At 68.7% G+C, this 25,094-nt stretch carries 26 protein-coding genes and 2 pseudogenes; 11 read left to right on the forward strand and 17 right to left on the reverse strand.

The window, feature by feature from the left end; all coding sequences use genetic code 11:
• Nucleotides 1-71: 71 nt before the first annotated feature.
• From ACFFGH_RS06150 to ACFFGH_RS06165, 4 genes are all read left to right on the forward strand, one after another.
• Entirely contained in the window at nucleotides 72-1,205 is a 1,134-nt protein-coding gene (locus ACFFGH_RS06150) for a polyketide cyclase (protein WP_386665917.1), read from the forward strand.
• 374 nt (nucleotides 1,206-1,579) lie between these two features.
• Nucleotides 1,580-1,948, forward strand: coding sequence for a DUF423 domain-containing protein (locus tag ACFFGH_RS06155; RefSeq protein ID WP_386667412.1), 369 nt, complete (start codon nucleotides 1,580-1,582; stop codon nucleotides 1,946-1,948).
• Nucleotides 1,949-1,951: 3 nt separating this feature from the next.
• On the forward strand, nucleotides 1,952-2,626 hold the full coding sequence (locus ACFFGH_RS06160; RefSeq protein ID WP_386665920.1) for a DNA-3-methyladenine glycosylase family protein: 675 nt from the start codon (nucleotides 1,952-1,954) through the stop codon (nucleotides 2,624-2,626).
• 110 nt (nucleotides 2,627-2,736) lie between these two features.
• Complete coding sequence (locus tag ACFFGH_RS06165; protein ID WP_386665922.1) at nucleotides 2,737-3,129, forward strand: hypothetical protein; 393 nt, start codon at nucleotides 2,737-2,739, stop codon at nucleotides 3,127-3,129.
• A 27-nt stretch (nucleotides 3,130-3,156) separates the two neighbouring features.
• On the opposite strand, the gene ACFFGH_RS06170 is transcribed toward ACFFGH_RS06165, so the two are convergent.
• The 6 genes from ACFFGH_RS06170 to ACFFGH_RS06195 all read right to left on the reverse strand — a co-directional run bounded on the left by ACFFGH_RS06170 (nucleotide 3,157) and on the right by ACFFGH_RS06195 (nucleotide 6,908).
• Nucleotides 3,157-3,972 carry a M15 family metallopeptidase gene (locus ACFFGH_RS06170; RefSeq protein ID WP_386665924.1) on the reverse strand — a complete coding sequence of 272 codons (816 nt, stop codon included), beginning with the start codon at nucleotides 3,970-3,972 and terminating at the stop codon, nucleotides 3,157-3,159.
• 341 nt (nucleotides 3,973-4,313) lie between these two features.
• Complete coding sequence (locus ACFFGH_RS06175; RefSeq protein WP_386665927.1) at nucleotides 4,314-4,493, reverse strand: DUF4177 domain-containing protein; 180 nt, start codon at nucleotides 4,491-4,493, stop codon at nucleotides 4,314-4,316.
• Nucleotides 4,490-4,687, reverse strand: a complete 198-nt coding sequence (locus ACFFGH_RS06180) for a type II toxin-antitoxin system antitoxin (protein ID WP_386665930.1) — start codon at nucleotides 4,685-4,687, stop codon at nucleotides 4,490-4,492. Before ACFFGH_RS06180 ends, ACFFGH_RS06175 begins: the two co-directional genes overlap by 4 nt.
• Nucleotides 4,684-5,037 (reverse strand): hypothetical protein, encoded by a 354-nt coding sequence (locus tag ACFFGH_RS06185; RefSeq protein WP_386665932.1) that lies wholly within the window; start codon nucleotides 5,035-5,037, stop codon nucleotides 4,684-4,686. Before ACFFGH_RS06185 ends, ACFFGH_RS06180 begins: the two co-directional genes overlap by 4 nt.
• A 12-nt stretch (nucleotides 5,038-5,049) precedes the next feature.
• On the reverse strand, nucleotides 5,050-5,913 hold the full coding sequence (locus ACFFGH_RS06190) for an SPFH domain-containing protein (RefSeq protein WP_386665934.1): 864 nt from the start codon (nucleotides 5,911-5,913) through the stop codon (nucleotides 5,050-5,052).
• An 89-nt stretch (nucleotides 5,914-6,002) separates the two neighbouring features.
• Nucleotides 6,003-6,908 carry a YjiK family protein gene (locus tag ACFFGH_RS06195; RefSeq protein ID WP_386665937.1) on the reverse strand — a complete coding sequence of 302 codons (906 nt, stop codon included), beginning with the start codon at nucleotides 6,906-6,908 and terminating at the stop codon, nucleotides 6,003-6,005.
• Nucleotides 6,909-7,050: 142 nt separating this feature from the next.
• Here ACFFGH_RS06195 and purT point away from each other — a divergent pair, with 142 nt between their 5' ends.
• Nucleotides 7,051-8,274, forward strand: a complete 1,224-nt coding sequence (gene purT / locus ACFFGH_RS06200; RefSeq protein ID WP_386665938.1) for a formate-dependent phosphoribosylglycinamide formyltransferase — start codon at nucleotides 7,051-7,053, stop codon at nucleotides 8,272-8,274.
• 30 nt (nucleotides 8,275-8,304) lie between these two features.
• Entirely contained in the window at nucleotides 8,305-8,724 is a 420-nt protein-coding gene (locus tag ACFFGH_RS06205) for a hypothetical protein (protein ID WP_386665941.1), read from the forward strand.
• 93 nt (nucleotides 8,725-8,817) lie between these two features.
• On the opposite strand, the gene ACFFGH_RS06210 is transcribed toward ACFFGH_RS06205, so the two are convergent.
• The 6 genes from ACFFGH_RS06210 to ACFFGH_RS06235 all read right to left on the reverse strand — a co-directional run bounded on the left by ACFFGH_RS06210 (nucleotide 8,818) and on the right by ACFFGH_RS06235 (nucleotide 13,829).
• Nucleotides 8,818-9,183 (reverse strand): cupin domain-containing protein, encoded by a 366-nt coding sequence (locus tag ACFFGH_RS06210; protein ID WP_386665943.1) that lies wholly within the window; start codon nucleotides 9,181-9,183, stop codon nucleotides 8,818-8,820.
• Between the two features lie 6 nt (nucleotides 9,184-9,189).
• A complete protein-coding gene (locus ACFFGH_RS06215) occupies nucleotides 9,190-10,431 on the reverse strand; it encodes an endonuclease/exonuclease/phosphatase family protein (protein ID WP_386665946.1) in 1,242 nt (413 codons plus the stop codon).
• Nucleotides 10,431-11,183: an arginyltransferase gene (locus ACFFGH_RS06220; RefSeq protein WP_386665948.1), complete on the reverse strand. Its 753-nt coding sequence runs from the start codon at nucleotides 11,181-11,183 to the stop codon at nucleotides 10,431-10,433. Before ACFFGH_RS06220 ends, ACFFGH_RS06215 begins: the two co-directional genes overlap by 1 nt.
• A gap of 178 nt (nucleotides 11,184-11,361) precedes the next feature.
• Nucleotides 11,362-12,192, reverse strand: a complete 831-nt coding sequence (locus tag ACFFGH_RS06225) for a hypothetical protein (RefSeq protein ID WP_386665951.1) — start codon at nucleotides 12,190-12,192, stop codon at nucleotides 11,362-11,364.
• A gap of 3 nt (nucleotides 12,193-12,195) precedes the next feature.
• Nucleotides 12,196-13,083 carry an acyl-CoA thioesterase II gene (gene tesB / locus ACFFGH_RS06230; RefSeq protein ID WP_386665953.1) on the reverse strand — a complete coding sequence of 296 codons (888 nt, stop codon included), beginning with the start codon at nucleotides 13,081-13,083 and terminating at the stop codon, nucleotides 12,196-12,198.
• Nucleotides 13,084-13,256: 173 nt separating this feature from the next.
• Complete coding sequence (locus ACFFGH_RS06235) at nucleotides 13,257-13,829, reverse strand: N-acetylmuramoyl-L-alanine amidase (RefSeq protein ID WP_386667414.1); 573 nt, start codon at nucleotides 13,827-13,829, stop codon at nucleotides 13,257-13,259.
• A gap of 43 nt (nucleotides 13,830-13,872) precedes the next feature.
• Here ACFFGH_RS06235 and ACFFGH_RS06240 point away from each other — a divergent pair, with 43 nt between their 5' ends.
• From ACFFGH_RS06240 to ACFFGH_RS06260, 5 genes and pseudogenes are all read left to right on the forward strand, one after another.
• On the forward strand, nucleotides 13,873-14,373 hold the full coding sequence (locus ACFFGH_RS06240) for an MOSC domain-containing protein (protein WP_386665956.1): 501 nt from the start codon (nucleotides 13,873-13,875) through the stop codon (nucleotides 14,371-14,373).
• A 12-nt stretch (nucleotides 14,374-14,385) separates the two neighbouring features.
• The gene (locus ACFFGH_RS06245) at nucleotides 14,386-14,922 is read left to right on the forward strand and encodes a hypothetical protein (protein ID WP_386665958.1); all 537 of its coding nucleotides are present in this window, start codon (nucleotides 14,386-14,388) and stop codon (nucleotides 14,920-14,922) included.
• Nucleotides 14,919-15,812, forward strand: a pseudogene (locus ACFFGH_RS06250) (THUMP domain-containing protein); the annotation flags it as partial. The gene ACFFGH_RS06245 and the pseudogene ACFFGH_RS06250, both read left to right, overlap by 4 nt.
• 234 nt (nucleotides 15,813-16,046) lie before the next feature.
• Nucleotides 16,047-17,294: pseudogene (rlmKL, locus tag ACFFGH_RS06255) on the forward strand (bifunctional 23S rRNA (guanine(2069)-N(7))-methyltransferase RlmK/23S rRNA (guanine(2445)-N(2))-methyltransferase RlmL); the annotation flags it as partial.
• 316 nt (nucleotides 17,295-17,610) lie between these two features.
• The gene (locus tag ACFFGH_RS06260; RefSeq protein WP_386665961.1) at nucleotides 17,611-18,474 is read left to right on the forward strand and encodes a pirin family protein; all 864 of its coding nucleotides are present in this window, start codon (nucleotides 17,611-17,613) and stop codon (nucleotides 18,472-18,474) included.
• Nucleotides 18,475-18,521: 47 nt separating this feature from the next.
• On the opposite strand, the gene ACFFGH_RS06265 is transcribed toward ACFFGH_RS06260, so the two are convergent.
• From ACFFGH_RS06265 to ACFFGH_RS06285, 5 genes are all read right to left on the reverse strand, one after another.
• Nucleotides 18,522-18,974: a hypothetical protein gene (locus ACFFGH_RS06265; protein ID WP_386665964.1), complete on the reverse strand. Its 453-nt coding sequence runs from the start codon at nucleotides 18,972-18,974 to the stop codon at nucleotides 18,522-18,524.
• 173 nt (nucleotides 18,975-19,147) lie between these two features.
• Nucleotides 19,148-19,537 (reverse strand): hypothetical protein, encoded by a 390-nt coding sequence (locus tag ACFFGH_RS06270; RefSeq protein ID WP_386665967.1) that lies wholly within the window; start codon nucleotides 19,535-19,537, stop codon nucleotides 19,148-19,150.
• Nucleotides 19,538-19,594: 57 nt separating this feature from the next.
• A complete protein-coding gene (locus tag ACFFGH_RS06275) occupies nucleotides 19,595-20,344 on the reverse strand; it encodes an endonuclease V (RefSeq protein WP_386665969.1) in 750 nt (249 codons plus the stop codon).
• Complete coding sequence (locus ACFFGH_RS06280) at nucleotides 20,338-20,862, reverse strand: phosphoglycerate mutase family protein (RefSeq protein WP_386665972.1); 525 nt, start codon at nucleotides 20,860-20,862, stop codon at nucleotides 20,338-20,340. The genes ACFFGH_RS06275 and ACFFGH_RS06280 overlap by 7 nt, the downstream gene beginning before the upstream one ends.
• Before the next feature lie 47 nt (nucleotides 20,863-20,909).
• Complete coding sequence (locus ACFFGH_RS06285) at nucleotides 20,910-25,049, reverse strand: PAS domain S-box protein (protein ID WP_386665974.1); 4,140 nt, start codon at nucleotides 25,047-25,049, stop codon at nucleotides 20,910-20,912.
• Between the last annotated feature and the right edge of the window lie 45 nt (nucleotides 25,050-25,094).

A 25,094-nucleotide genomic window follows, 5' to 3' on the forward strand; every position in this document is an offset into this window, starting at 1 on the left:
GAGCTCAACCTTGCTAGGATTGCCGGTCTGCGCCTGCGGCCCGTAATGGGCCGGCCCTGGAGAACCCAAGAATGACCCGTCTGCTCGAAATTCTGATCTCGGTGGCGATCGTCGCCGTGCTGTTCCTCGCCGTGGGCCTGGTGCTGCCGTCGAGCCGCCATATTTCCCATTCGGTTGAGACCAACCGCAAGCTGACGATCGTGTACGACACGCTCAACAGCCTGCGCCGTTTCGACGACTGGAACCCGGTGGCGCTGTTCGATCCCCAGATGAAGATGAAGCTGTCCGGTCCCGAGTCGGGCAAGGGCGCACGTCTGGACTACTCCTCGGAGGTCGAGGGCGTGGGCGAGGGCAGCTGGGAAATCGTCGAGACCGAGCCGGGCAAGAGCGTTACCTACGCGATCACCAATCCGGAGCGCGGCGAGAACAAGCGCAGCAAGTTCATCCTCGAGCGCACCGGGCGTAACGGACGCAACGTCGAGATCACCCAGACCTACGACGTCGACTACGGCTGGAACCTGCTCGGCCGCTATGCCGGCCTGTACGTGACCAGCAGCGTTGGCGAGCAGATCAAGATGGGCCTGCGTCGTCTGAGCAACATGCTGGCCACGGTGCCGAACTACGACTACGCGGACCTGAGCAAGGACGACCCCACCCGGGCTCCCAAGGTTGCCGAGCGCTCGGCCGAGAACCTCCTCGTTGTGACCGCTGCGGTCGATCGCAACAACGAGAAGGTCCAGTCGCAGATGAAGAGCAACATGGAATGGATCCGCAAGGTGATGGCCGCGAACAACCTCGAGCCCGCGGGCCCGGTTCGCATCGTCACCAACGAGTTCGGTGCGGAGACCTATTCGTTCGACGTCGCGCAGCCGGTCCGCAAGGCAGGCTCCGCCCCGGCAGCTGAAGGCGCCGAAGGTGCAGCGGGCGAAGCGGCTCCGGCCGTTGCCGCCGGTCCGGCGACGAAGCTCGAAGGCATCAAGCTCGACGGTCCGGTCGAGCTGGTGTTCAGTGATGCAAGCAAGGTCGCGACCGCGCCCTTCAGGGGCCACATGGCCAGCCTGCCGAAGATGCGCGATGCGCTGCGCGGCTGGGCGATGACGCGCGGTTACGAGACCACGGAACGTCCGTACGAGGCCTGGAACAAGGGCATCGAAGCGGGCTTCACCGAAGAAGGCGAATACGACGTGTTCTGGGCGATCAAGTAAGTCGCGGTTTCACTGGTATCTGTCACGACGCGCCGCGGTCTCCGCGGCGCGTTTTTTTGTGCCGACGGAATGGGCGCTTGAGCCGGGCCCGAAGCTAGATCCTATGCCGCGGCGCACGATGTCTCGCATGACCTCGCCGGCCTGCCGGCCTCGGTAGCGCCGCACGCGTGCAGCGCGGAGCGGTGATTGCACTGCCGGCCGGGACCGATGGCCGGCTCACGCGGCCGCCGGCGTCGGCGGCATTCGCATCGCTATCGCTATCGCTATCGCCTTGGCTTTCGCGTTCGCGGTCGTCATAGGCCGGAAGCGGGCCGGTGCCACCGGGCCCGGTGCTATGGTTCTTCGCTCCGCCTCACCTGTATCTGCGCGCGCCCATGAATCCCACCGGACGCCTCCCGCTGTTGTCACGCCTGCTCGCTGCCTCCGGCGCATTACTTGCCGCCAGCGCGGTTGGATTGTCGGCGTACGCATCACACGGTGCGGAGGAGGACGCGCGCATGCGGCTGTTTCTGGCGGCGACGATTGCGTTCGGGCACGGGGTCGCGCTCGCGGCGCTGGCCCCCCAGGCGACCGGGAGGTGGGCAAACGGCGCGCTCACGCTGATGCTGGCCGGTGTCGTGGGTTTCTCGGGAAGCGTCGTCGCGGCCCACTTTTTCGGTACGCCGACGCGCCTGGCCCCGATTGGCGGCAGCCTGCTGATGCTCGCGTGGCTGCTGCATGCGATCGATCGTATGAGGCGCTGAACCATGGCGCGTCATTCGCCCGGGTTCGACACCGCTGCAGCGTACGAGCACCTCGCGCGTCGTGATCGACGCCTGGCTGTCTGGATGCGGCGGCTCGGCGTGATCGACCCCGAGCCCCGATGGCGGAAGCGCTTCGACCCGGTCGACGCGCTGGCGCGGGCGATTCTCTACCAGCAACTCAGCGGCAAGGCCGCCGCGACGATCGTGGCGCGCGTCGAAACCGCGATCGGCAGCGACCGCCTGCATGCGGACACGCTCGGCCGCTGCGACGACGCGACGCTGCGGGCCTGTGGCGTTTCGGGCAACAAGCTGCTCGCGCTGCGTGACCTGTCGTTGCGCGAGTCGCAGGGCGAGATCCCCGACCTGCGCCGGATGGCGACGATGGACAACGACGCGATCATCGCCGCGCTGGTGCCCGTGCGCGGGATAGGCCGCTGGACGGTCGAGATGATGCTGATGTTCCGGCTTGGCCGCCCGGATGTGCTTCCGGTCGATGACCTTGGTATCCGGAAGGGCTTGCAGCGGCTCGACGGGCTGGAGGCGATGCCCACGCCGAAGCAGTTGCAGGTCAGGGGAGAGCGGTGGGGGCCGTATCGAACCTACGCGAGCTTCTACCTCTGGCGGGTAGCGGACGCCGCTGTGGACAAGGCCGTCGCGACTCCGCGCTCGCAGGACTGACGGCATCACGCGGCATCACGCGGCATCACGGCCGGGTTGGTAGCGTCCGGCGTCGGGTCGGTCATGTCCCGTCCCGCAACCCGATCTGTCCGCGTCGCCGGAGGTGTTCCATGGCTACATCCAACCGTTTGCGTCTGCTCAGCCTGTCCGCAGCGCTTGTTTTCGCGGTCGCCGCTGCTCCTGCATGTGCGGAGCCATCGAACAAGTGGCGTATCCAGGTGAGCAGCGACGCCGACAGTGCCGGCGTGATGGTGTTCGACATCGTCCCGGTCAACGCGCCGCCGCGCAGCGTCACCGTGCAGATCCCCGACGACGCGGGCGAGAACGAGGTGGCCGACCTCATCCGTGATGCGCTGCGGGTCCAGATCGGCGACGCCTATAACGTCGAGGTCGACGACGGCGAGGATGTGCTGGTCAAGAAGCAGTTCGGTGCCGCCGACTTCGACCTTCGCCTCCGCGAGACGACTGTGCGCGGCGTGCGGATCAACCTCGACCGCGAGTAAGCACGCGACCGCGCGGCACGCGCGGGGTCAGCCCGCGGCTACGCCGTAGCGCCAGTGCCACGGCTCGTAGACGATCCCGTGCGGGTTGTCGCGCGGGTAGCTCATATGAAAGCCGTGCGCGGCGGCGTTGCGCTGCAGCCATGCGAACGCTGCGGTGTGTTCAAACGACTCCTCCGCCGGCGGCTCGCCGGGGGTACCGATGTCGAGTGCGCAGCCCGAGTGGTGTTCGCTGTAACCCGGCGCCGCGTTGACCGTCAGGATCTGTTCTACGGTCAGGCCGCGCGCGAGCTTGCGTTCGAAAATGCCGAGCTGGTAGTCGTGGCTGCGGTATCCGGAGATGGACTCGAGCACGATGCCCTCGCGGTGCGCGGCTTCGCGCATGTGGCGCCACGCGTTTGCCGCATCCGCGCGCATCCAGAGCGGTCGCCGGTAGCGATCGAAGCCGGCGAAGGCCAGGCGTTCGGGCTCGGCCACGATCGCAAGACCCGTGCGCGCGCCGTACTCGTCGCCGATCCCGAGGCGACCCAGGTGCGCCGACAGACGATCGAGCGGCAATGTCGCCAGAGCGCGGATGCCGGTCGCCGCGTCGCGACGGGGGCGATGTAATGCCGCCACCGCCGCCAGCGCCGCCTCCACCCCGGCGTCGCGCTTCCATTGCGGCACCAGCCCGACCAGCTCGCCGCCGGCAAGGGTTGCGAGGTAGCGGCCGTCGCGCTTGCGGCGCAGCACGGTGTCCGAGCGTGCGAGCAGCCGCGCATGGTGGTTGCTGCGTGCGCTGAGCAGGCGCGCGGGCCAGAGTTCGATCTCGGGCGTGTTGACCAGCTGGAACGTGTTCGAGCGCATCGGCGCAGCGTAGCGTCGGGCTGGGGGCGACGCTACGTACAAAGGGTCATTCGCGGCCATCAGTCGCATAACAGCGTCGATGGACGGCATTCTGGCGGCATCCGGCATCCGGCATCCGGCATCCGGCATCCGGCATCCGGCATCCGGCATCCGGCATCCGGCATCCGGCATCCGGCATCCGGCATCCGGCTTACGCATCCGCTCTCGCCGCGGCAATCGAAACGATTTGCCAACCGCTACGGCTGGCTGCTGCGATACGCAGCGCATGCCCGCATGCCCGCATGCCCGCTTGGCCGAACGTAGGCGATTCCAAGCGACCGCGCGACCGCGCGCACGCGCGCTTACGTCGCCTTCTTGAACACGGCGATCGCCGGCGACATCGGCGAGCTCACCACCAGGTTGACCAGCTGCCAGCCCTGCAGGCCCTGGCGGTTTAGCTCTTCCTGCACGACCTCGGGCTTGAACCGCCCGAGCAGGCCCGGCTTGATTTCGATTACCTGGTACGACCATCGCTGCGTCATGGTGAGTTCTCCGTGTCAGACGTGTCGGGTGGCGGCGGGTCGGGTTTCGGTAGCCGGCCCGCCTTGCGCAGTGCGTCGCGCAGCACGTACTCGATCTGGGAGTTGAGGCTGCGCAGCTCGTCGTCGGCCCAGCGCTGCGCGGCGTTGAGCACGTCGGCGCTGATGCGCAGCGGATAGGCTTTCTTTTCGCTCATGGGCGACGGGGCGGTTCGCGGTAGCCGCTCCGAGCGCGAGCCGCCGTGACGATCAGCGCGATGCCAAGCACGTTGACCGCGACCACCATCGCCACGACGACCATCAGTCCACGGCCCTCGTCGCCGGCGGCCCAGTACAGGCCCACCGCGGCAGCCAGCATTGCCAGGCCGACGCCGACCAGCAGCAACGAAAGCCGCCGTGCCAGCGCGTCGGGATCAGCAACGCGCGTGGCGTCGAGCCCGTTGATCAGATGCAGATGGCCCCGGCGGACGTAGGCGGCGACCACCAGCACGGGCAGGCTGGTCAGCGCGATCAGCAGCGGGGCGATCAGGGCAGCAGCATCGGACATGGCGGCCTCCCGTCAGTACAGCGAGCCGGTGTTGACGACCGGCTGCGTGGCCCGGTCGCTGCACAGCACGACCAGCAGGTTGCTGACCATCTGGGCGCGACGCTCCTCATCGAGTTGAAGCGTGCCGCTCTTCTGCAATTCGGCCAGCGCCATTTCGACCATGCCGACCGCGCCGGCCACGATGCGCGTGCGGGCCGCGATGATCGCGTTCGCCTGTTGGCGCTGCAGCATCGCGTGTGCGATTTCCGGCGCGTAGGCGAGGTGACTGATGCGCGCATCGAGCACGGCCACGCCGGCATCCGCCAGCCGCTCGGCGAGTTCTTCCTTGAGGTGCTGGCTGATCTCGAGTGCGTGGCTGCGCAGCGCCAGCTGGCCTTCCTCGTGCTGGTCATACGGGTAGCTGGTCGCCATGCCGCGCAGCGCGGACTCCGACTGGATATGGACGAAGCTCTCGTACTCGTCCACGTTGTAGACCGCCTCGGCCGAGTCCACGACCTGCCAGACGATGACCGCAGCGATCTCGATCGGGCTGCCGTCGAGCTCGTTGACCTTGAGCTTGCCGCTTTCGAAGTTACGGATGCGCAGCGACACCTTCTTCTTGGAATAGAAGGGGTTGTTCCAGCGCAGGCCGTTCGCCTTCACCGTGCCGACGTATTTGCCGAACAGGCTCAGGACGGCCGCCTGGTTGGGCTCGACCATGTACAGGCCGAACAGACAGAAGACCGCAATCGCACCGGCGAGCGCGGCCGCGATCGCCTGGATGCGCTGCTGGTCGCCCGTGCCGTCGAGGAAGGCGACGACGCAGCCGATGATCGCGACCAGGAGCAGCAGCAGGACCGGAATGCCGGGCAGGGATTTGGTCGGGTTCTCACGCATGGCCTTCGCTCCTTGATCCGCATTGGTGATATCAAAAAGATATCACTTGCTCCGGGCCTTCCGGGCTGAATCCGACGAACGGTCGGAGCCTACGGCCTGACCTGATAGAGCGGGGCGGGGATGAATTCGCCGGTCGCATACAGCGTGCGCCCGTCACGCGACCAGCCCAGTGCCTCCGGCTGCGGCAGCACTGGCAGGGCGCGGATGGTCGGCTTCTCGGCGATCGCCTGGCTCCACGATTCGCGTGGAGCACGCGTGTACAGCAGCAGGTGCCGGTAGGTCATGACGGCCAGCGTGCGGCCGTCCGGCGAAATGTCGGCCGCGGTCACCTGGCCCTGCAGCCGGGCGCGCCGGGGCCAGCGCTCGCGCATCTGCTGGTCGGGCCGCGGCAGGCCAACGAGGGTGCCGATGCGCTCGGCGGTCAGTAGACCGCCCCCTTCCGGGCGCAGCGGAAGCGAGAACACTTCGGGTGGCTCGCGTTTTTTCGTGATCAGCAGAATCTGTCGCCGCCTCACGTCGACCGCGACGGCCTCGCAGTCGCGCGCGCCGTCCGGCCAGCGGAATGCGATCGACCATGCCGGGTTCAGGCGCGCGTTCGCGAGCCGGGACGGCTCTTCGATGATGTGCAGTTGCAGCGAGCGCCGCAGCCCGCCGTTGTCGCCGATGTCGGCCACGAGCAGGTACGCGCGGCCGTCGAGTTCGAACGAGGCGAGGTCTTCCCAGTCGGTCTTCGGCACGCCTTCGACCCGGAATGTCGCCTGCCGCTGGCCGCGCAGGTCGATCGCGAACAGGCGTTCGGGATTGCCGCCGTCGTCGTGGATCCACAACACGTTGCGATGCCGGCGCGACGTGGCCAGGCCGCTGACCTCATCGAGTTGCGGATCGATCAGCACGCCGCTCAGGCGTGCGCCCGCGGTGGTGGTGTCGGGCTCGGGTCCGCAGCCGGCCAGTACCAGCAGCGCCATCAGCACGGCGGGCACGGTGAGTGAACGCAAAGGCAGCGACGGGAGAGGGCGACCACGCGGCATCGCTGCAGCATCGCATGTGCACGCGTGCCGCCCAAGCGATGTGCGCCCTGCGATGGCGATGCGGGCATCGACGTTAAACTGCGCGCTGCGTTCATAAGGGTGCGAGCAGATGATTGCGACGGTATCGATGGGCACGCCGCTGTCGGCACACGCCACGCGCGTGCTGCTGCTCGGCTCGGGCGAACTGGGCAAGGAGGTCGCGATCGAATTGCAGCGCTTCGGCGCGGAGGTGATTGCGGTCGACCGCTACGCCGATGCGCCGGCCATGCAGGTCGCCCACCGCAGCCATGTCATCGACATGCTCGATGCGCAGGCGCTGCGCGAGCTGATTGCGACTGAACGTCCATCGCTGATCGTTCCCGAGATCGAGGCGATCCACACGCAGACGCTGGTCGAGCTCGAGCAGGAGTTCGCCGACCGCGGCACGGCCACGCGCGTGGTACCGACCGCCCGCGCCGCGCGGCTGACGATGGACCGCGAAGGCATTCGCCGGCTTGCGGCCGAGACGCTCGGGCTGCCGGTTTCGCCGTACCGTTTCGTGGACACGCTGGACGATTACCGCGACGCGGTCGCGCAGATCGGCCTGCCTTGCGTGGTCAAGCCGGTCATGTCGTCTTCGGGCAAGGGCCAGAGCACGGTGCGCGCTGAAAGCGACATCGACGCGGCGTGGGAGTACGCACAGACCGGCGGTCGCGCGGGGGCGGGGCGCGTGATCGTCGAAGGCTTCGTCGACTTCGACTACGAGATCACGCTGCTGACCGTGCGGTATGCCGGCGGCACTGCGTTCTGCGCGCCGATCGGCCACCTGCAGCGCGATGGCGACTATCGCGAAAGCTGGCAACCGCAGGCGATGAGCGCCACCGCGCTCGAACGAGCGCGCGACATTGCCCGGCGCATCACCGACGATCTCGGCGGATGGGGGCTCTTCGGCGTCGAGCTCTTCGTGCGCGGCGACGAGGTCTGGTTCAGCGAAGTCTCGCCACGTCCCCATGACACCGGGCTGGTCACACTCGCGTCGCAGACGCTCAGCGAGTTTGCGCTGCATGCCCGCGCAATCCTCGGACTGCCGGTGCACGCAGACGCCGACGGTGTCGTTCCGCTGCTTGCGCCGTCCGCTTCGTGCGCGGTGCTGGCCGAGGGCAGCGGCGTACCGGTGTTCGGTGGGCTCGAGCGCGTGCTCGCGGCGCCGTCGGTGCAGCTGAGATTGTTCGGCAAGCCGCGCGTCGACGGCAGGCGGCGGGTCGGCGTCACGCTCGCCACCGCGGGCGATGTCGACCAGGCACGCGAGGCGGCACGCGATGCGGCCGAGGCGCTGCGCATCGAGCTGCTTTGAGCACGACTTTCACTCTGGACGGGACGGACAATGGGCGCAGGACAGACGATCGGCGATCGCAACGGCTACGCGGTGTTCCTGTTCGACCACGCGCTTGAAACGCTGGGCGAGCCGATCAAGCCCTATCTGTGCGATGGCCCCGTCGGCACGCACCTCGCGTGCCGAGAGATCGATACCGCCGGTGGTTTCGTCGAGATGATGCTCGACGGCTGCGACGAGTCCGGCGCCCGGCAGGAAGTCGAGCTGATCGTGCCGACGAACATGATCCGCATGATCGTCTCGGCGCGCACCGAAGGCTCGTTCGGCTTCGTGCCCCGGCGTGCGGTGCCGCTGGAGCCGGCGCTTCCGCCGACCGGACCGACGGCTGCGCCCGCCGACGCCCAGCCTCAGGCCGTGCCGGATTCGGGTCGTGGCGAGACGCCGCCGGTTCAGACGCCGGACAAGCCGTAGCGTTCGAGCGCAGGCCGTGCGCGGCGCTCACCTTCGCTGGTAATCAACGGTGCGGACGGCGCAGTCGCGGTTCGCGACTGTCGAGCCTCCAGCTCAGACCCAGACGTCGTTTGGCGCCGTGTAGTCGCCGCCGGCAGCGCCAGTATTCACGACGCCGCGCGGTTCGACCAGCATGATCCGGCATTCGGACTCGGCAATCGGACGGTGCTCGACACCGCGCGGCACGACGAACATCTCGCCCGGCCCCAGTTCGACACATCCATCGCGGAACTCGATGACCATGCGGCCTGCGACCACGATGAAGACCTCGTCGGTGTCCTCATGCGCATGCCAGATGAACTCGCCTTCGATCTTCGCGATCTTGAACTGCACGTCGTTCATCTCCGCGACGACACGCGGCGACCAGCGGTCATCGAACCGTTCGAACTTCTGGCTCAGGTTGATCGGGCGGTAGTCCATCGGGGCTCAGCGCGTATTCGAGGCTGGCCACTGTACGTCGAGCCAGACCAGGTGGTGGTCGCTCGCTTTGGCGATAGCGGCGTCGCGTGAAGTCGAGGGCGGCCAGAACACGCCCGCGTCCTGCACTCGAAGGTCGCTCGACGGCAGCACGTAATCCAGCCGCAGCGTGCCGGAACTCGTACCGAAGTCGCCGGTGTGCGTGGCAACGTCGCCATGGCGTTCGATTCGGCGCTCGGCCGCACGCTCGACCGCGCCCGCACTGCGCGGTATCGGCTCGTCGATGACCCGCGGGTGCGCCAGCAGTTGTGCAATCGCGCCGCGCACGCCATCGCCGTCGTCGGGATCGGCGTTGTAGTCGCCTGCGATCACGAACGATGCGTCCGCCGGCAGGCCGCCGCAGCGGCCGGTGTCATCGCAGAGCCACGGTGCGGGGCCCGGGTCGAGGTATTCCTTCCACAGGCGGATCTCGTCGAAGTTGCGCGCGCCGTTGCGGTCCTCGGGCCCATCGAACACCGGTGGCGTCGGATGCGCGGCCAGCAGGTGCAGGCGCCCGTTCGGCGTGCGGATCGGAACGTCCCAGTGCGACTTCGACGAAAGCCGCAGTTGCGACCACGTCTGCGGTGCGTACCAGGGCTCGCCCGTCGCCGGGTCGATAGGCTGGCGCGCGCCAGGAAGTGCGCTCCAGCGCAGCAGCTGGAACGTGCGGACGTCGCGCAGGTCGATCGGATACTGCGACAGCACGAGCATCCCGTACTGGCCGGGGTGCAGGCCGTAACCCCAGGCGTCGTCGCCCAGCGTGCGGCCGTCGCCACCGACGCTGCCACTGCGGTCGAGGTCGAGCCCGCTGGGCACGCCGGTATTGACCGGTGCGAGGAAGCGATACGGGTAACGCAGCGCTTCGCCACCGCCGGGCTGGGCGACTTCGAGGTAGCGGCGCTGGAACAGCTCGGCCGCGCGCTGCTGTTCGTCGTAGTCGAACTCGTTGAGCCGCACGATGTCGGGACGGACCCGTTGCAGCACGGCCGCGATGCTGCGCGCGTTCTCGTCGCCCACTTCGAGGCGTCGGATCAGCCCGCCGCTCGTGTTGTCATACAGCGACGTGTTGTAGGTGGCGATGCGGACCGTCGCAGGCGTCACAGCGGTGGCCGTGGGGGCGCGGTGCACGTTGAGCCTGACGCAACCCACGGCCAGCGCCGCGGAGGCGAGGGCAAGCCAGAACAGTGGGCGGCGCAGCAATCGGCCCGGCATCAGGCCGCGTCTCCGTCCTCGAGGTCGCGCCAGTAGCGGCCGTCGAACCCCTCGAGCGGACGGAAGCGGCGCTTGTAGTCCATCTTGCCGTGGCCGGACAGCCAGTAACCGAGGTAGACGTGCGGGCGATGCTCGCGGCGCGCCCATTCGATCTGCCGCAGGATCGCCAGTGTGCCGAGGCCGCGATGCGCGAATTCGGGGTCGTAGAACGTGTACACCGCCGACAGCGCATCGGCGGTCAGGTCGGTGACCGCGACCGCCAGCAGGTGGCCCGGGCCGCCCGTGGGCGACGGGTCGCGGAATTCGAGGAAGCGGCCTTCGCTCCAGCTGCCGACGAGGAACTGGTCGAACTCGGCCGCGCCGTGCGTGTCCATGCCGCCGCCGGCATGCCGGGTGGTGAGGTAGCGACGGTAGAGCGCGAGCTGCTCGTCGGTGCGCTCGGGCGGGCAGACCCGCATCTGCACCTGCGCATTGCGCGCGAGGCAACGGCGCTGGCTGCGGTCGGGTACGAAGCGGTCGACCGGGATGCGCACCGCGACGCAGGCGCGGCATGCCCCACAGTGCGGCCGGTAAACGATGTCGCCCGAGCGGCGAAAACCCCAACCCAGTGCGAGCGGATACCAGTGCCCGAGCCGCGGGTCGCGCGGATCCAGCACAAGATCGCGCGCGAGCCGGTCCGGCCAGTACCCGCACGCGTGCTCGCTGGTGTGGAACAGGCGCAGGTCGTCGGAATCATGGTGGTTGGTACCCATCCGCCGAGCATAGCGCCGCGCACCTGAGTGCGAGGTGTGATGGGCGCGGCCGTACAGGGCCGGTTTCGCGCAGCGCGCGGGCGTTGGCGCTCTGCGTAGGAGGAAAGTCGCGCAGACGCAGAGCGGGCTCGACTGATCGGTGGGCGCGGTGTGTCGGCTGCCCCGCGGCGATGCGGACTCAACCCTGCATCGCGACGTGCCGCAAGGTGTCGGTCACCTGCCAGCGCCCATCGATGTGTCGCACCTGCAGTGTCTTGTAGCTGCCGTACATCTGGTGGTGGTAGGCATTGACCTCGATCTTCGCGGTGTCGGCGGCAGACGGGCGGAAGCCCTGCACGTCGATCAGAAGCGCGGGCTGCCCGGTCTTCGGAAACACGCTGCCGGTATCGCTGTCGGCAACGCGGCGGCAGTGCGAGCCCGGCACGGTGATGAACGGCTGGCGCCCAACCTGGTCAATCACCGCAGCCGGTGCATCACGGCCGTCGATCGTCAGGCACAGCACCGGCAGTTTCGCGTCCGCAACCGCGTGCTGGAAGGCCGCGATCGCCACCGCCGGCAGCGTTGCATGCACCGAACCGTCGAACGGCGGCGATGCAAGCACCGGCGCCAGAGGCGTGCGCACGGTCTGGACCAGTGCCATTCCGATGACAACCGCGATGCCGCCCAGCACTGCGACCTTGAACCGGAACGCGCGCTTGCGTCCCGGGTCGGCGGCTGCCTGCTGGGTGCGGGGCTCGAATCGGAACGTCGGCGCCGAGCCGTCGTTCGTACGCGTGGAGTCGATCAGGCCCGCCGTGCGCAGGATCTCGCGCGCCCGCACCTGGTCTTCCGACCGCACGATCCACACCGCCGGCTTAGGCGCGTCGGTGTCGCTATAACTGAAGCCGCCACGGCGGCTGCCCTTGTACGAGCGGCCGTCGGTGATGCGTACCTGGATATCGGCATCGCGCATCAGCTGCGCGACCTTTTCGACGTTTTCCAGTCGCGGGCTGCTGAATATCTGACGCATCGATCACCCCTTCGCGGGTGCGGGCTCGTCGCCGACCACGCGGATCATGCCTTCCTGTGCCGTGCTCGCGACGAGTCGCCCCGTGCGGTCGTAGATCTGCCCGCGGGCAAGGCCGCGCGCGCCCTGGGCGCTCGGGCTGTCGATGGAATACAGCAGCCAGTCGTCGGCGCGGAACGGGCGGTGGAACCACAGCGCGTGGTCGAGCGAGGCCATCTGCACGTTCGGCTGGTAATAGCTGATGCCATGCGGGAACGTCGCCGTACCGAGCAGGTGGAAGTCGGACGCATACGCCAGCAGGGCGCGGTGCAGCTCCGGCGCATCACCGACTTTTTCGCTCAGGCGGAACCAGACCTGCTGGTACGGCGGGCGCTTCGGCGGCTTGAGCTCATCGCGCGGGTAAACGTGGCGGAACTCGAACGGTCCCTGCTTCGACAGCCAGCGCTGGACCTTGGTCGGCAGCTTCGCGATCACCTTTTCGGGTACCGCGGGCGAAGGATCGATGTCCTCGGGCTTGGGCACTTCGGGCATCGAAAGCTGATGCTCGCCGCCTTCCTCCTCGTGCTGGAACGAGGCGGCGAGGAAAAAAATCGGCTGGCCGTGCTGGATCGCGGTGACGCGACGCACCGAGAAGCTGCCGCCATCGCGGGTGCGGTCGACCTGGTAGACGATCGGCGCTTCGATGTCGCCGGCTCTCAGGAAGTACGCGTGCAGCGAATGCGCCGCGCGGGGCGAGAGCATCGTCGACTGCGCGGCCGACAGCGCCTGTCCGAGCACCTGCCCGCCGAAAACGTACTTTGTGCCGATGTCGCGGCTCTGGCCGCGGAACAGGTTGTCTTCCAGGCGCTCGAGCGAGAGCAGTTCGATGAGCTCGGAAACTGGGGAAGTCGTCATGGGGGTGCCATTTGCCGGGCCCGCATTATATTGGGAAGCGCCCCGCGCCCCGGCCGCGGGCCCGCATACCCGCGGGATCGGTTAATGCGCCGCAGGGGTGGGCGACGCGCATACGCGCCTCATGACCCGCTGCTCCGATTGCGGTTGCGTTCCGGCGCGGATGAGCCCGCAAATCAGGGCTGGAATCGCTCGAGCCGGGTGGCGCCTAGAACCCGCGGCCAGGGGAACTGCGGCCCCGGGTCGCGCTTGCGGAACACCGTGCGCGAAGCATCGTCTGAAGCAGGCACCTGCGTGGTGTCGAGGTCCTCGTGCCCCGCGACGTAGCGCAACGTCGGGTGATCCGCCTGCAGGCGCTGCAGCAGGGCGATCAGCGACTCGATCTGCGCCGGGGTGTAGGGCTCGTCCATCGCCTGGTGGTCGGCGGCGAGCCAGTTCGGGTAGCGGCCGGTGTTGACCAGTTCGATCCCGATCGACCGCGGGTTGTAGCCGCGCGTGTGGTGCGCGATCCGCAGTGCGTCGACGTACTGGTGCACCGAACCGTCGCGATCGATGTAGTAGTGGCCGCTGTTGCCGGTGCCGGATGCCGGGTAGAGCACCTGCTCGCCGTAGCGTCGTGCCATCGCGAGGTCGGGCAGCTCGGTGCAGTGGATCACGACCAGGTCGATCTGTTCCCGCGGGCGGGCATCGAGGCGCGCCTCGTAAGGCAGCGGGTCGATCTGCACGGGCAGCGGCGGAAGCTCGGGCAACATGTGCCGGATGCTAGCATTCAGCCCCGTTCCGGAGCCCGTGATGAAACTGCCTCCCGCCGACTCCGCGCTCGGCCGATTGATGGCCACGCTTCCGCGCGACGGGCGCATCCAGTGGATCGGCGTTCGGCCTGGACGCGACGAGCCCGTGGTCGAGCTCGACGAGGTCCAGGTCGAGACTGGCACCGGCCTCGTCGGCGACCGCTACGCCGGCGGCAGTGGCAAGCGTGGCGTGACGCTGATCCAGGCCGAGCACCTGCCCGTAATCGCGACGCTTGCAGGCCTGGACGCGATCCACCCGACAACGCTGCGCCGCAACCTCGTGGTATCCGGCATTCCCGTCATCGCGCTCAAGGGGCGGCGATTCCGCATCGGCGACGTCGTGCTCGAAGGAACGAGCCCATGCGATCCGTGTTCGAAGATGGAGCAGGCGCTCGGGCCGGGCGGCTACAACGCGATGCGCGGCCACGGTGGCCTGTGCGCACGCGTGATCGAAGGCGGCGTGATCCGACGCGGTGACGCGGTCGTGGCGCTGCAGGACTGATCCGGAGAATCGATGAGCACACGTGGCCACTGCATCCTGTCGCACGGTTTCGAGAGCGGCCCCGACGCCACCAAGGTCACTGCGCTCGAGCACGTCGCGCAGCGCCTCGGCTGGACCTGCGAGCGGCCGGATTACACCGACTTGGACGCGCGCCGCGAAGTCAGCGAGCTCGGCGATGTGCCGGCACGCGTGCAGCGACTGCTCGCGCTTGCGCGCACTGCGGCTGCGAAGGGCCCGGTCGTGCTCGCGGGCTCCAGCCTCGGTGCGTACGTCAGCGCGCGCGTCTCGCTCGAGGTGCCGGCGGCCGCGCTGTTTCTGATGGCGCCGCCGACCCGGATGGGCGCAGCCGCCCCGCTCGATGCGGCGCAGGTGCCGACATCGATCATCCACGGCTGGGACGATGAGCTCATTCCGGCTGCGCACGTGATCGACTGGGCCCATCCCCGCCGTGCGCGATTGCTGCTGGTCGACGACGGCCATCGCCTCTCAAACCATGTCGAGGCAAGCGCCGATGCGTTCGCCGCGCTGCTGTCGGGGATTGATCGATGAAGTTTTTTGCCAGCTGCGGCAAGGGCCTGGAATACCTGCTCGCCGACGAGTTGCTCGCGCTGGGCTGCGCGCGCGCGACCGCGACGGTTTCCGGTGTGAACGTCGAAGGCGAGCTCGTCGATGCGCAGCGCGCGGTGCTGTGGTCGCGGCTGGCCAGTCGCGTGCTGTGGCCGATCGCCGAATTCGCCTGCGCGAACGAGCAGGACCTTTACGCGGGAGTGGCCGCGCTCGCATGGGACGAGCATCTGCAGGCCGGCGACACGATCGCGGTCGACACGCATGTCTCGGGAGAAGGGCTGACGCATGCGCGTTATGCAGCGCAGCGGGTCAAGGATGCAGTCGTCGATACCGTACGCGCATCCGGCGGCGTGCGTCCGGATGTCGATGTCGAAGCGCCTGACCTGCGCATCAACCTGGTCGTGCGCAAAGGCCGCGCGATCGTGTCGATCGACCTGTCGGGCGGCCCGATGCACCGGCGCGGCTGGCGCCAGTTGCAGGGCGAAGCACCACTGAAGGAGACGTTGGCCGCGGCGATGCTCATGCGTGGCCGCTGGCCGCAGGTGTACGCGAACGGCGGCGCTCTGCTGGATCCGATGTGCGGCAGCGGCACGCTGCTGATCGAAGGCGCGCTGATCGCCGCCGATGTGGCGCCGGGCCTGTTGCGCCACGAGCACGGGGTGCCGACGCGCTGGCGTGGCTTCGACGTTGAGGCCTGGCGCTCGCTGCTCGACGACGCGCGCAGTCGCGAGCAGGCCGGGCGTGCGTCCCTGCGGTCGGTGTTCCTGGGTGCAGACCTCGATCCGCATGCGATCCGCGCAGCGCGTGACAACGCGATCGTCGCGGACGTAGGCGAGGCGATCGAATGGCGGGTGGCCGACGTGCGGCAGCTTGATGCCGATGCGTTGCGCGCTCGCATGCGTGCAAGCGGGGAGGGCAGTGCGGATCGGGCGTCACGCGACGCCGCTGGTCTGGAACCCGGCAGAGACGCGAGCCCGACCGGAAGCCAGTCCCCTTGGGCGGCCGCACGCCTGAAAACGCTCGCAGACGGTAGCGAGGGTGCAGCAGACGCAGCTACGCAGCCGGAGGGCGATGGCGTCGGAGCGGCCGCAGAGCGCAACGCCGACCCGCAGCCCGCAGGGCTCGTCGTCTGCAACCCACCGTACGACCTGCGGCTTGCCGCCGATCCCGCGCTGTACCGTGCGCTTGGCGACGCCCTGCGCCGCGCGGTGCCGGCTTGGCGTGCCAGCCTGCTTTGCGGCAGTGTCGAGCTCGCGCATGCCACCGGGCTGCGCGCGCAGAAGACCTACCAGGTGTTCAACGGCGCGATCGAATGCACGCTGCTCGCGGTCGACCCGATCGCACCACCGCAGCGCGAGCGCGAAGCCGATGCGCCGCTGGCGCTGTCGGAAGGCGCGCAGATGGTTGCGAACCGGCTGCGCAAGAACCTGCGCAAGCTCAAATCCTGGCGCGAGCGCGAGGCCGTGACCTGTTTCCGCGCTTATGACGCCGACCTGCCCGAATACGCGGCTGCGATCGACGTCTACGTGCCGGCCGATACGGGCGCATCGATGAGCGATGCATGGCTGCACGTGCAGGAATACGCGGCGCCGGCGGAGATTCCCGAAGCGCTGCAGCGCCGTCGGCTCAACGAATTGCTCTCGGCGGCCCGCGAGGTTTTCGGCGTGCCGCGCGAACGGGTTGCACTGAAAACGCGTGCACGCGGCAAGGGCGGCAGCAAGTACGGACACTTCGACACGCGCGGCGAGTTCATCGTCGTGCGCGAGGGTGATGCACGGCTGCGCGTGAACCTGTTCGACTACCTCGACACCGGCCTGTTCCTCGACCATCGCCCGCTACGCCTGCGCATCGCCGACGAGGCCGAGGACACGCGCTTTCTCAACCTGTTCGGCTATACCGGCGCCGCGACGGTGCATGCCGCGGTCGGTCGCGCGCGGCAGACCACGACGGTCGACCTGTCGGGCACCTATCTGCAGTGGTGCGCCGACAACCTGGCGGAAAACGGCATCGGCGGTCCGCGCCACAGGCTGGTGCAGGCCGACGCGGTTGCATGGCTGGAGGCCGATACGGGCGAATACGACCTGATCTTCTGCGACCCGCCGACGTTCTCCAATTCCAAGCGGGCCCGCGATTTCGACGTGCAGGCGGTGCACGTGCGGATGCTGCGCGCCGCGGTGGCCCGCTTGGCGCGCGACGGCGTGCTGTATTTCTCGAACAATTTCCGTCGCTTCCGGCTGGATGAAGCGGCCGTGTCGGAGTTCGCGGCGTTCGAGGAAATCACGGCGCAGACGATTCCGCCGGACTTCGCGCGCGATGCGCGCATCCACCGCTGCTGGCGACTGCGCAAGCGCTAGGTCTGGTTGGCAATTGCCACGGACGGCGCGCGGCTACACGACCGCGCCGCCAGCCGGGCGAGACGGCGCACCACCGACTCAGCCAGCCTCTGCCACTGATGTTGGCGTGCAGAAGCGGCGCAGCGCGGCGGCAATCAAACAGGCAGCGGGGCAACGGGCAGTCGACGGCTGAATTCCTGACACGGGCGGCGCTCTGCCGGCCAGCAGCTCACCCATTGCGCTCATCCGCGCAACGCTGGTTTTCGGCGCCGCGGCTCGGAAACGGCGCCGCGCGGCCTCATTTCGTGGACAGGTCGAAGCCTGATACGGAGTCCCCATGTCCACCGCAGTCCAGAACGCCCGCGTGATCCGCTCGCTGCGCGGCATGCCCGCATCCGACGGCGCCGGCGTGCGCCTGACCCGCGTCATCGGCACGCCCCAGTTGCCGGATCTCGATCCGTTCCTGATGCTCGACGAGTTCGGTACCGACCGGCCGGAGGACTATCTGGCGGGTTTCCCGAACCATCCGCACCGCGGCTTCGAGACCGTGACCTACATGCTCGACGGCCGCATGCGCCATCGCGACAACCACGGCAACGAAGGCGTGCTCGTGCCCGGCAGCGTGCAGTGGATGACCGCGGGCCGTGGGCTGGTGCATTCGGAAATGCCCGAGCAGGTGGAAGGCCGCATGCGCGGCTTCCAGCTGTGGGTGAACCTGCCGGCACGCGAGAAGATGTGCGAGCCGCGGTATCAGGAGTTCGACCCTGACCGCATCGTGCAGGTGGCGCCGGCGCCTGGCGTGCAGGTCAAGCTCATCGCGGGCCGCATCGGCGAGGCCGTGGGCCCGGTGTACGGCGACGGAGATGCGACGACCGCGCCGGTGTACCTCGACGTGTCGCTCGATGCCGGCGCGCGCTGGGACTACTCACTGCCGGTTGGCCATAACGCGTTCGTCTACGCGTACGAAGGCACGGTGCACGTGGGCGAGGGCGATCAGCGGCGCGAAATGCGGGCGCAGGAGCTTGGCGTGCTTGGCGGTGGCGAACGCGTCGTGCTGCAGGCCGGTGACGCCGGTGCCCGGCTGATCCTCGTCGCAGGCCGGCCTCTGCGCGAGCCGGTCGCAAGGCACGGGCCGTTCGTGATGAACACCCGGCAGGAACTGATGCAGGCTTTCGTCGATTTCCAGGAAGGGCGCTTCTAGGCGCCTTCGTCCGCGGCGGCAGGCACTGGTCCCGCCGCCGCCGGAAATCACTTGCTGCTGAGCTGGGCAGCCCGGAAGCGCAGGTTCGTGGTCTGCGCGAGTGCCTCGTTCAACTGCTGCTCCGACTTCGCCTGCACCCAGACGTGTGCGACGCGGCCGCCTGGCAGCTCGATCAGGGTCTCGCGTGCCTGGATGCCCGGCTGTGCGGCCAGTTCGCTCCGGTACCACTGCACCTGACGGCCATCGATCGACGCTTCTTCCGCCTGGTCGCGGCGGCGCGGCCGGAATGGCGATTCGTTCGCGATGAACAGTCCGAATGCCTCGGACCCGTCAGCGCGGAGTGCGCGGCAGAAGTCGGATGTGGCCGTCGCCTTGTGCTGCCAAGCCAGGCCGGAGTCGGCCGGGAGCTGTGGGCACGCGACCGCGCCCGGCGATGACTGGGCCTGTGCACCGGCGGCGAGCGCCAGCAGGATCGGCAGGCTGAAAAAAGCTCTGTTCATGAATCCCCCGTGTGGCCGCGGAACCGTGCGGCCTGGACTGAACATAGTCCCTTTTTTGGGGGTTGACAAACGCTTCGTGTCGAATTTTGTGACCTCGGCCGCAATGCGTTGGAGCACTGACACTGCAGGGCACAAAGCGACGGAAAGCGTTGATGCAAAAGGCTTTACCGCCCCTATTCAGCTCGGCGCGCGAGCCGAAGGGTCGCTTTTGGCGGCGACGAGCGGTCGAGTTCGAGCAGCGTCAGCTGCCAGCCGCGCACCGACACGCGATCCGCGGGCGGTGTGGTCGTCAGGCGCAGCGGCTCGGGCTTGCCATTCCCGGGTTTCAGTTCGAACAACAGCACCGCTTCGCCGGCGTGGATGCACTGCACCTGCGGCGGGCAACGCGAGTCCGATTCCACCGACACGAAGCGCAGTTGCGCGCCGGCTGGGAGCGGGGCCGCGTTCCCCGGGGCGAGAGTGACGGTCTCGGCGGTGGTAGCGCCGGCGCTAGCGTTGGCCTGATCGGTCTGACCAGCAGGTCCGGCGCTCGTGCAGCCTGCAAGCGCGCAGCCGGCCAGCATCAGTGACAGGGCGGAATGCTGTTTCATGCGGAGCCTCAATCCCGGCAAGTGGACAGGCTAGACCAGGCGGGATGAATGCGTGTCGCGCATGCCACGCCGCCGCGGCCGTGCCCATTCGTCCGGCTGCGTCGCCAGCCGGCGTGCGAGATGCACCGGCTCGGGCAGCCGGTGGCCGCACTGCATTTGAAGGCTGTACTCGAGCGAGGCCGCAAGCGAGACACGATGGCCGGGCGATACGAAGATCGGCGGTGACTCGCTGCGCGTGCGCACGGCCCAGCCGATCTGCTGGTCGCCGTCGCGCAGGCGCGAGGCCTCGCCCTCGAGCGGGCCGGGCTCGACGAACGCACCGGCAAGGCGCCCACGTGCAACGCCGATCGTCGGCAGCCCACTCGCAAGGCCGAAATGCGTCGCCAGCCCGCACCGCCGCGGATGGGCGATGCCGTGGCCCTCCACCATCGCCAGGTCGGGCTCGCGCGGCAGCGCCGACAGGGTCTCCAGCATCGCGGGCAGCGCGCGGAAGCCCAGCAGTTCGCGCACATACGGCAGCGGAGCGGGAAACTTGCAGACCTCGGCATGCAGCGGCTCGAGAGTCTGTACGTCGAGCAGCACGGCCGCCGCGCGCACGCGGCCGTCGTCGGTGTCGGCCGCGCTGAAGCCGGCAATGGTGCGCAGCGGCATCCGCAGCGCGTCGCTGAGCTGGACCTGCGAGGCCAGTTCGCTCTGCAGCAAGCGCGCGCCGTGTTCGCTGCCATCCCAGCCGGGGAAGCCCGCGTCGAGCCGGAACGTGCCGTACGCGCGGATCACCACGACGCCACCTCGAGCCGGGCAGGAGCCTCGCTCGCTGCGGACGCGTGCAGGCGGTAGTGGATGCCGTACTCGGTCTCCGCCATGGGCTCGACCGGGCATGCGCACAGTGCCGCCGCGAGCGCCGGTGCCGTATTGCTGTGGCCGACGATCAACACAGTGCCATCCGTATGCCGCGCGCGCAGCTGCGCCGCCAGGTCGGCGGGGGCGGATCGCGCGTCGTAGGTCTCGACGGTTAAGCCGTGTGCACGGGCCGCAGGCTGCGCCGTCGCCTGCGTGCGGCGGAAGCCGGTTGCGTAGACAGCTTTCAACCGCGCATCCGCGAGCATCGTCGCCAGCCGTTCGGCACGCGCTTGCCCGACTGCGGTCAGCGTCGGGTCGCGCGTATCGTCGGTGGCTTTTTCCGCGTGGCGGACGATCACGAACGTTGCACCGTCTGGCTCGGCGCGCGGCGCGCTCGCACACGCTGTGGCCAGCGTGGCGTAAGCCAGTACGAGCAGCGGCGCGGCGGTCGCATGCATGAATTGCCGTGTGCGCGACATCGCGCACCGGATGCCCGCCGACCGGTTCACAGTGGCGTGCGCTCGCGGCGTGCGCGGCAGGCCTCGTCGACCAGCGCGAGCAGGGCGTCGGGATCGACCGGCTTTACGAGATGCGCGTCGAAACCGGTGCGTTCGCTGCGCTCGCGGTCGTCCTTCTGTCCCCAGCCGGTAACCGCGAAGATCGCAAGCGAATCGCCCCAAGGCTGCGCGCGGATGTGCGCGCAGACGTCGTGGCCATTGCGCCCCGGCATGCCGATATCGACCAGCATCGCGTCCGGCCGCAGCCTGGCCGCGGCATCGATGCCCGCTTCGCCGTCGTAGGCCACGTGCACGTCCTTGCCGCACAGGCGCAGGAACATCGCGAGCGAATCGGCGCTTTCGCGGTTGTCGTCCACCACCAGCAGGCGCTGTGCGCCAGCAGCGGGTCCGGCTGTGCGCAGGCTCGTGTCCGGTTGCACCGGCTGCGGCAGCACACTCAACGGCAGACGCACGGTGAATTCGCTGCCCATGCCCTTGCCCGCGCTCGCAGCGCAGACGGTGCCGCCGTGCAGTTCGACCAGGCTGCGCACCAGCGTCAGGCCGATGCCGAGACCGCCCTGCGCCTGGCCCAGCGAATGATCGACCTGGCTGAACATGTCGAACACGCGCGGCAGCATCTCGACAGGAATACCGACGCCGGTGTCGCGCACGCGCACGACGGCCACGCCGTCTTCCGCCGCGGCCGACACCACGATGCGCCCGCCATGCGGCGTGTACTTCGCAGCGTTGTTGAGCAGGTTCGAAAACACCTGGGCCAGGCGGATCGGGTCGGCATCCAGCATCAGCCGCTGGGGCGCGAGTTCGAGTTCGAGCGCATGGCGCCCGGCATCGATCAGCGGGCGACTGGTCTCGACGGCGTGGTGGATCACCTGCGCGAGGTCGACGCTCTCCGGCCGCAGCTCGATCTTCCCGCGGCTGATGCGCGATACCTCGAGCAGGTCGTCGACCAGGCGCACCAGGTGGCGCACCTGCCGGTCCATCATCGCGTGCAGGCGCGGCGTATCGGTGGCGCCGGCCGAGTCCATCTGCAGGATGTGCAGGCAGTGACGCAACGGGGCGAGCGGGTTGCGCAACTCGTGCGCGAGCGTCGCGATGAACTCGTCCTTGCGGCGGTCGGCATCGCGCAGCGCATCTTCGGTCTGGCGTCGCTCGGTGATGTCGAGCGTGACGCCCGCCACCGCGACGGCCCGGCCGGTCGTGTCGTAGCCGGCGCGGCCACGCGCGACCAGCCAGTGCACGCTGCCATCGGGCCAGACCACGCGGTATTCGGCTTCGTAATCGCGGTGGTGTTCGATCGCGGCACGCAGCTCGTTCTGCATCATGTCGCGGTCGTCGGGATGCACCAGCTCGCCCCACAGCCGCGCGTAGTTCAGAGCCGCATCGGAGGAAAGCCCGTAGTGCGCCTTGCACAGCGCGGTGCAGGTGAAGTCCATCGTCAGAAGGTCGAGCTGCCATGAACCCAGCCGCCCGGTTACCAACGCCAGCCGCAGCCTTTCCTCGTTGCGTCGCAGCGCTTCCTCGGTCTGCTTGCGGCCGGTGATGTCACTGAACAGCACCGCGATACGGCCGTCGGTCGCATTGCCGATGCGGAATGCATACACGTCGAGCCACCGCTGCATCGCGCGCGCCTGCGCTTCCAGACGCACCGGGCGGCCGCTCTGGGCAACTTCGCCGAACGTGCGGAACCAGTGATCCTCATGCTGCGGCACCAGTTCGCGCATCGTGCGTCCGAGCGCATTGCGCAGGCCGCTGTGTCGCTCGAACGCGGGATTGAGTTCGAGGAAGCGGTAGTCGTTCGCGCAGCCGTCGGCATCGAACAGCATTTCGACGACGCAGAAGCCTTCGTCGATCGACTCGAACAGCATGCGGTACTGCTCGCGGCTCTGGCGCATCGCGAGGTTTGCGCGGGCGCGCTCGAGGCGCAGGTGCACGCGTGCGGTGAGTTCGTGCAGCAGCTCACGCTCGTCGTCGCGCCAGATCCGCGCCGTGGTGTCCTGCGCCACCATGACGAAGCGCCAGCGGCCGCCGCTCGGGAACGGCACGATCAGCACCGCGCCGATGTCGCGCTTGCGGTATTCGTCCAGCCTCGGCGTCGTGCGCGGGTCGGTCGCCACGTCGTGCACGGTGATCGCATGGCCGCTCTGCAGTGGCGCGATGAAGCTGTCGTCGATCACGTCGGCCAGCGTGCGCGGGGTCGCGGTGACGCGCGCGTCGCCGTGCAGGTGCACGACCGTGGCCTGGTTGCGGTCTTCCTCGACGTCGGCGAACACGAGAGTGGGGATGTTGAAGTACCTGCAGATGCGGTCTGCCGCCACGTGCATGATCTCGTCCGCATCGTCGAGCTGGGCCAGCGCCGATTGCAGCTGCGCAGCGAAGCGCGCGTCGCGCTCTCGCCGGCGGTGTTCGTCTATTTCCAGCACCGAGCCGATGAAGCCGAGCAGCGAGCCGTCCTCATCGATGCGCGGCGCGGCGGCGTCCAGCACCCACCGGTACTGGCCGTCGTGCCGCCGCAGCCGGTACTCGACGCGGACGGGGCGCCGGCGCGCCTGCGCCATGCGATAGACCGTCAGCACGCGTGCGCGGTCGTCGTCGTGGATGCAGGCCAGCCAGCTATCGCGCAGCCGCGTCAGCGCGCTGATGCCGGTGAACTCGAACCACGACTGGCTGAGGTAACTGCAGCTGCCGTCCGACTCGGTCACCCAGATCATCATTGGGGCGTGGTCGGCCATCGTGCGGAAGCGGTTTTCGCTTTCGCGCAGCGCCTGTTCGACCAGCGCGCGTTCGACGGCGAGCGCGGCCGTGCGCGTGGCGATGTCGAGCAGTTCGCAGTCGGCGCGATCGAGTTCGCGGTCGTCGCGGTAGTGCGCGACGAACAGGCCCAGCGTGCGCCCGCGGCTGGAGACGATCGGAATCGCCTTGCATGCGTGCAGCCCGTGCTCAGACGCGATCGGGCACAGCGAATCGCAGATGCGCTCGAGCAGCGCGGTCGTTGCGGGGGTATCGGGATGCAGGCCGGTCCCGTTGACCGCGCTGGCGATCGCCTCGTGGTACGCGGCGGGCATCGAAGGGGCAGCGATGGTGCGCAGCCGCACGCTCTTGGCGTCGAACAGCGTCATCGCGCCCACGAGCCCGCGCTTGGAGGCCCGTTCGAGCACGTGCACCAGCTCACCGAGCACCTCCGGGGTGGGCTCGCCACCAGCGACGCGCTCGAGCACCTCGCGCAGCCCGCGCTGCAGCGCCTCCGAGCGCTGGCGCTCGCCAAGGTCGACGATGACCGACAGCAGCCGCTGGACCTGGCCACCGGCGTCGACCAGCGCGCTCGCACTGCAGCTGGCCCAGAGCTGCGAGCCATCCTTGCGGCGGTAGCGCTTTTCGTAGACCACGGCCTGGCCGTCGCCGCCCAGGCGTTTGAGTGCGTCGCGCGTGCTGTCCAGGCTGTCTTCGGCGGTGATGTCGAACAGGTGCATGCCGAGCAGTTCGGCTTCGTCGTAGCCGAACATCCCGCACGCATAGCGGTTCGCGTGGCAGATGCGTCCGTCGGGCGTCGCCTGCAGCACGGCCGCATTGGTTTCGTCGATCAGGCTGAAGTAACGGTCCTCGCTCTCGCGCAGCCGTTCCTGCGTCGCGAGCCGGTCCAGAAAGCGGGCGACGATGCGGGCGCACAACGTCAGCACGCGGCCGTCCTGGGCATCCAGCGAGCGTGGGCGGCGGAACAGCACCGTCAACGTGCCATCGGCCGAACCGTCGCGGCGCAGCGGCACGCTGTTCGCGGTGGGAAAACCGGCTGTCCGGAAGCGCACATCCAGTGCGTCCGCATCGGCTGCGTTCGCGAGCACCGCTCCGCGCAGTGCATCAACGTCGGCGGCTCGCGCGCCGGCGATGACCGGCGCCGGGACCGAGGGGAGCGCGCATGTGTCGCGGGCGTCGATCACCACCGCATCAGCCGCAAGCAGCGAGACCGTCAGCGCGGCAGCGGCGTCTAGTACCTCATGCGCGTCGCCCGTGGTCCCGAGCGACTGCTCGAACGCATCGAGTGCGTCCAGCGCCTCGAGCAGGTCCGGGCGCGCCGGCGACTGGCCGGCCGTCGCGTCGGCCGGCGACGGCTGGCGGGTTCGGGTGGACGACAAGCGGCGGCTCCGGGATCAACGCGTGATGACCGCGTGTTTATACGA

It is taken from the genome of Lysobacter korlensis (assembly GCF_042434515.1).

What these genes read in the sequence shown, in the direction of transcription:
- ACFFGH_RS06150 (WP_386665917.1), top strand. Translation starts at nt 72, where the DNA reads ATGACCCGTCTGCTCGAAATTCTGATCTCGGTGGCGATCGTCGCCGTG.
- ACFFGH_RS06155 (WP_386667412.1), top strand. Translation starts at nt 1,580, where the DNA reads ATGAATCCCACCGGACGCCTCCCGCTGTTGTCACGCCTGCTCGCTGCC.
- ACFFGH_RS06160 (WP_386665920.1), top strand. Translation starts at nt 1,952, where the DNA reads ATGGCGCGTCATTCGCCCGGGTTCGACACCGCTGCAGCGTACGAGCAC.
- ACFFGH_RS06165 (WP_386665922.1), top strand. Translation starts at nt 2,737, where the DNA reads ATGGCTACATCCAACCGTTTGCGTCTGCTCAGCCTGTCCGCAGCGCTT.
- ACFFGH_RS06170 (WP_386665924.1), bottom strand. Translation starts at nt 3,972, where the DNA reads ATGCGCTCGAACACGTTCCAGCTGGTCAACACGCCCGAGATCGAACTC.
- ACFFGH_RS06175 (WP_386665927.1), bottom strand. Translation starts at nt 4,493, where the DNA reads ATGACGCAGCGATGGTCGTACCAGGTAATCGAAATCAAGCCGGGCCTG.
- ACFFGH_RS06180 (WP_386665930.1), bottom strand. Translation starts at nt 4,687, where the DNA reads ATGAGCGAAAAGAAAGCCTATCCGCTGCGCATCAGCGCCGACGTGCTC.
- ACFFGH_RS06185 (WP_386665932.1), bottom strand. Translation starts at nt 5,037, where the DNA reads ATGTCCGATGCTGCTGCCCTGATCGCCCCGCTGCTGATCGCGCTGACC.
- ACFFGH_RS06190 (WP_386665934.1), bottom strand. Translation starts at nt 5,913, where the DNA reads ATGCGTGAGAACCCGACCAAATCCCTGCCCGGCATTCCGGTCCTGCTG.
- purT (WP_386665938.1), top strand. Translation starts at nt 7,051, where the DNA reads ATGATTGCGACGGTATCGATGGGCACGCCGCTGTCGGCACACGCCACG.
- ACFFGH_RS06205 (WP_386665941.1), top strand. Translation starts at nt 8,305, where the DNA reads ATGGGCGCAGGACAGACGATCGGCGATCGCAACGGCTACGCGGTGTTC.
- ACFFGH_RS06210 (WP_386665943.1), bottom strand. Translation starts at nt 9,183, where the DNA reads ATGGACTACCGCCCGATCAACCTGAGCCAGAAGTTCGAACGGTTCGAT.
- ACFFGH_RS06215 (WP_386665946.1), bottom strand. Translation starts at nt 10,431, where the DNA reads ATGCCGGGCCGATTGCTGCGCCGCCCACTGTTCTGGCTTGCCCTCGCC.
- ACFFGH_RS06220 (WP_386665948.1), bottom strand. Translation starts at nt 11,183, where the DNA reads ATGGGTACCAACCACCATGATTCCGACGACCTGCGCCTGTTCCACACC.
- ACFFGH_RS06225 (WP_386665951.1), bottom strand. Translation starts at nt 12,192, where the DNA reads ATGCGTCAGATATTCAGCAGCCCGCGACTGGAAAACGTCGAAAAGGTC.
- tesB (WP_386665953.1), bottom strand. Translation starts at nt 13,083, where the DNA reads ATGACGACTTCCCCAGTTTCCGAGCTCATCGAACTGCTCTCGCTCGAG.
- ACFFGH_RS06240 (WP_386665956.1), top strand. Translation starts at nt 13,873, where the DNA reads ATGAAACTGCCTCCCGCCGACTCCGCGCTCGGCCGATTGATGGCCACG.
- ACFFGH_RS06245 (WP_386665958.1), top strand. Translation starts at nt 14,386, where the DNA reads ATGAGCACACGTGGCCACTGCATCCTGTCGCACGGTTTCGAGAGCGGC.
- ACFFGH_RS06260 (WP_386665961.1), top strand. Translation starts at nt 17,611, where the DNA reads ATGTCCACCGCAGTCCAGAACGCCCGCGTGATCCGCTCGCTGCGCGGC.
- ACFFGH_RS06265 (WP_386665964.1), bottom strand. Translation starts at nt 18,974, where the DNA reads ATGAACAGAGCTTTTTTCAGCCTGCCGATCCTGCTGGCGCTCGCCGCC.
- ACFFGH_RS06270 (WP_386665967.1), bottom strand. Translation starts at nt 19,537, where the DNA reads ATGCTGGCCGGCTGCGCGCTTGCAGGCTGCACGAGCGCCGGACCTGCT.
- ACFFGH_RS06280 (WP_386665972.1), bottom strand. Translation starts at nt 20,862, where the DNA reads ATGCATGCGACCGCCGCGCCGCTGCTCGTACTGGCTTACGCCACGCTG.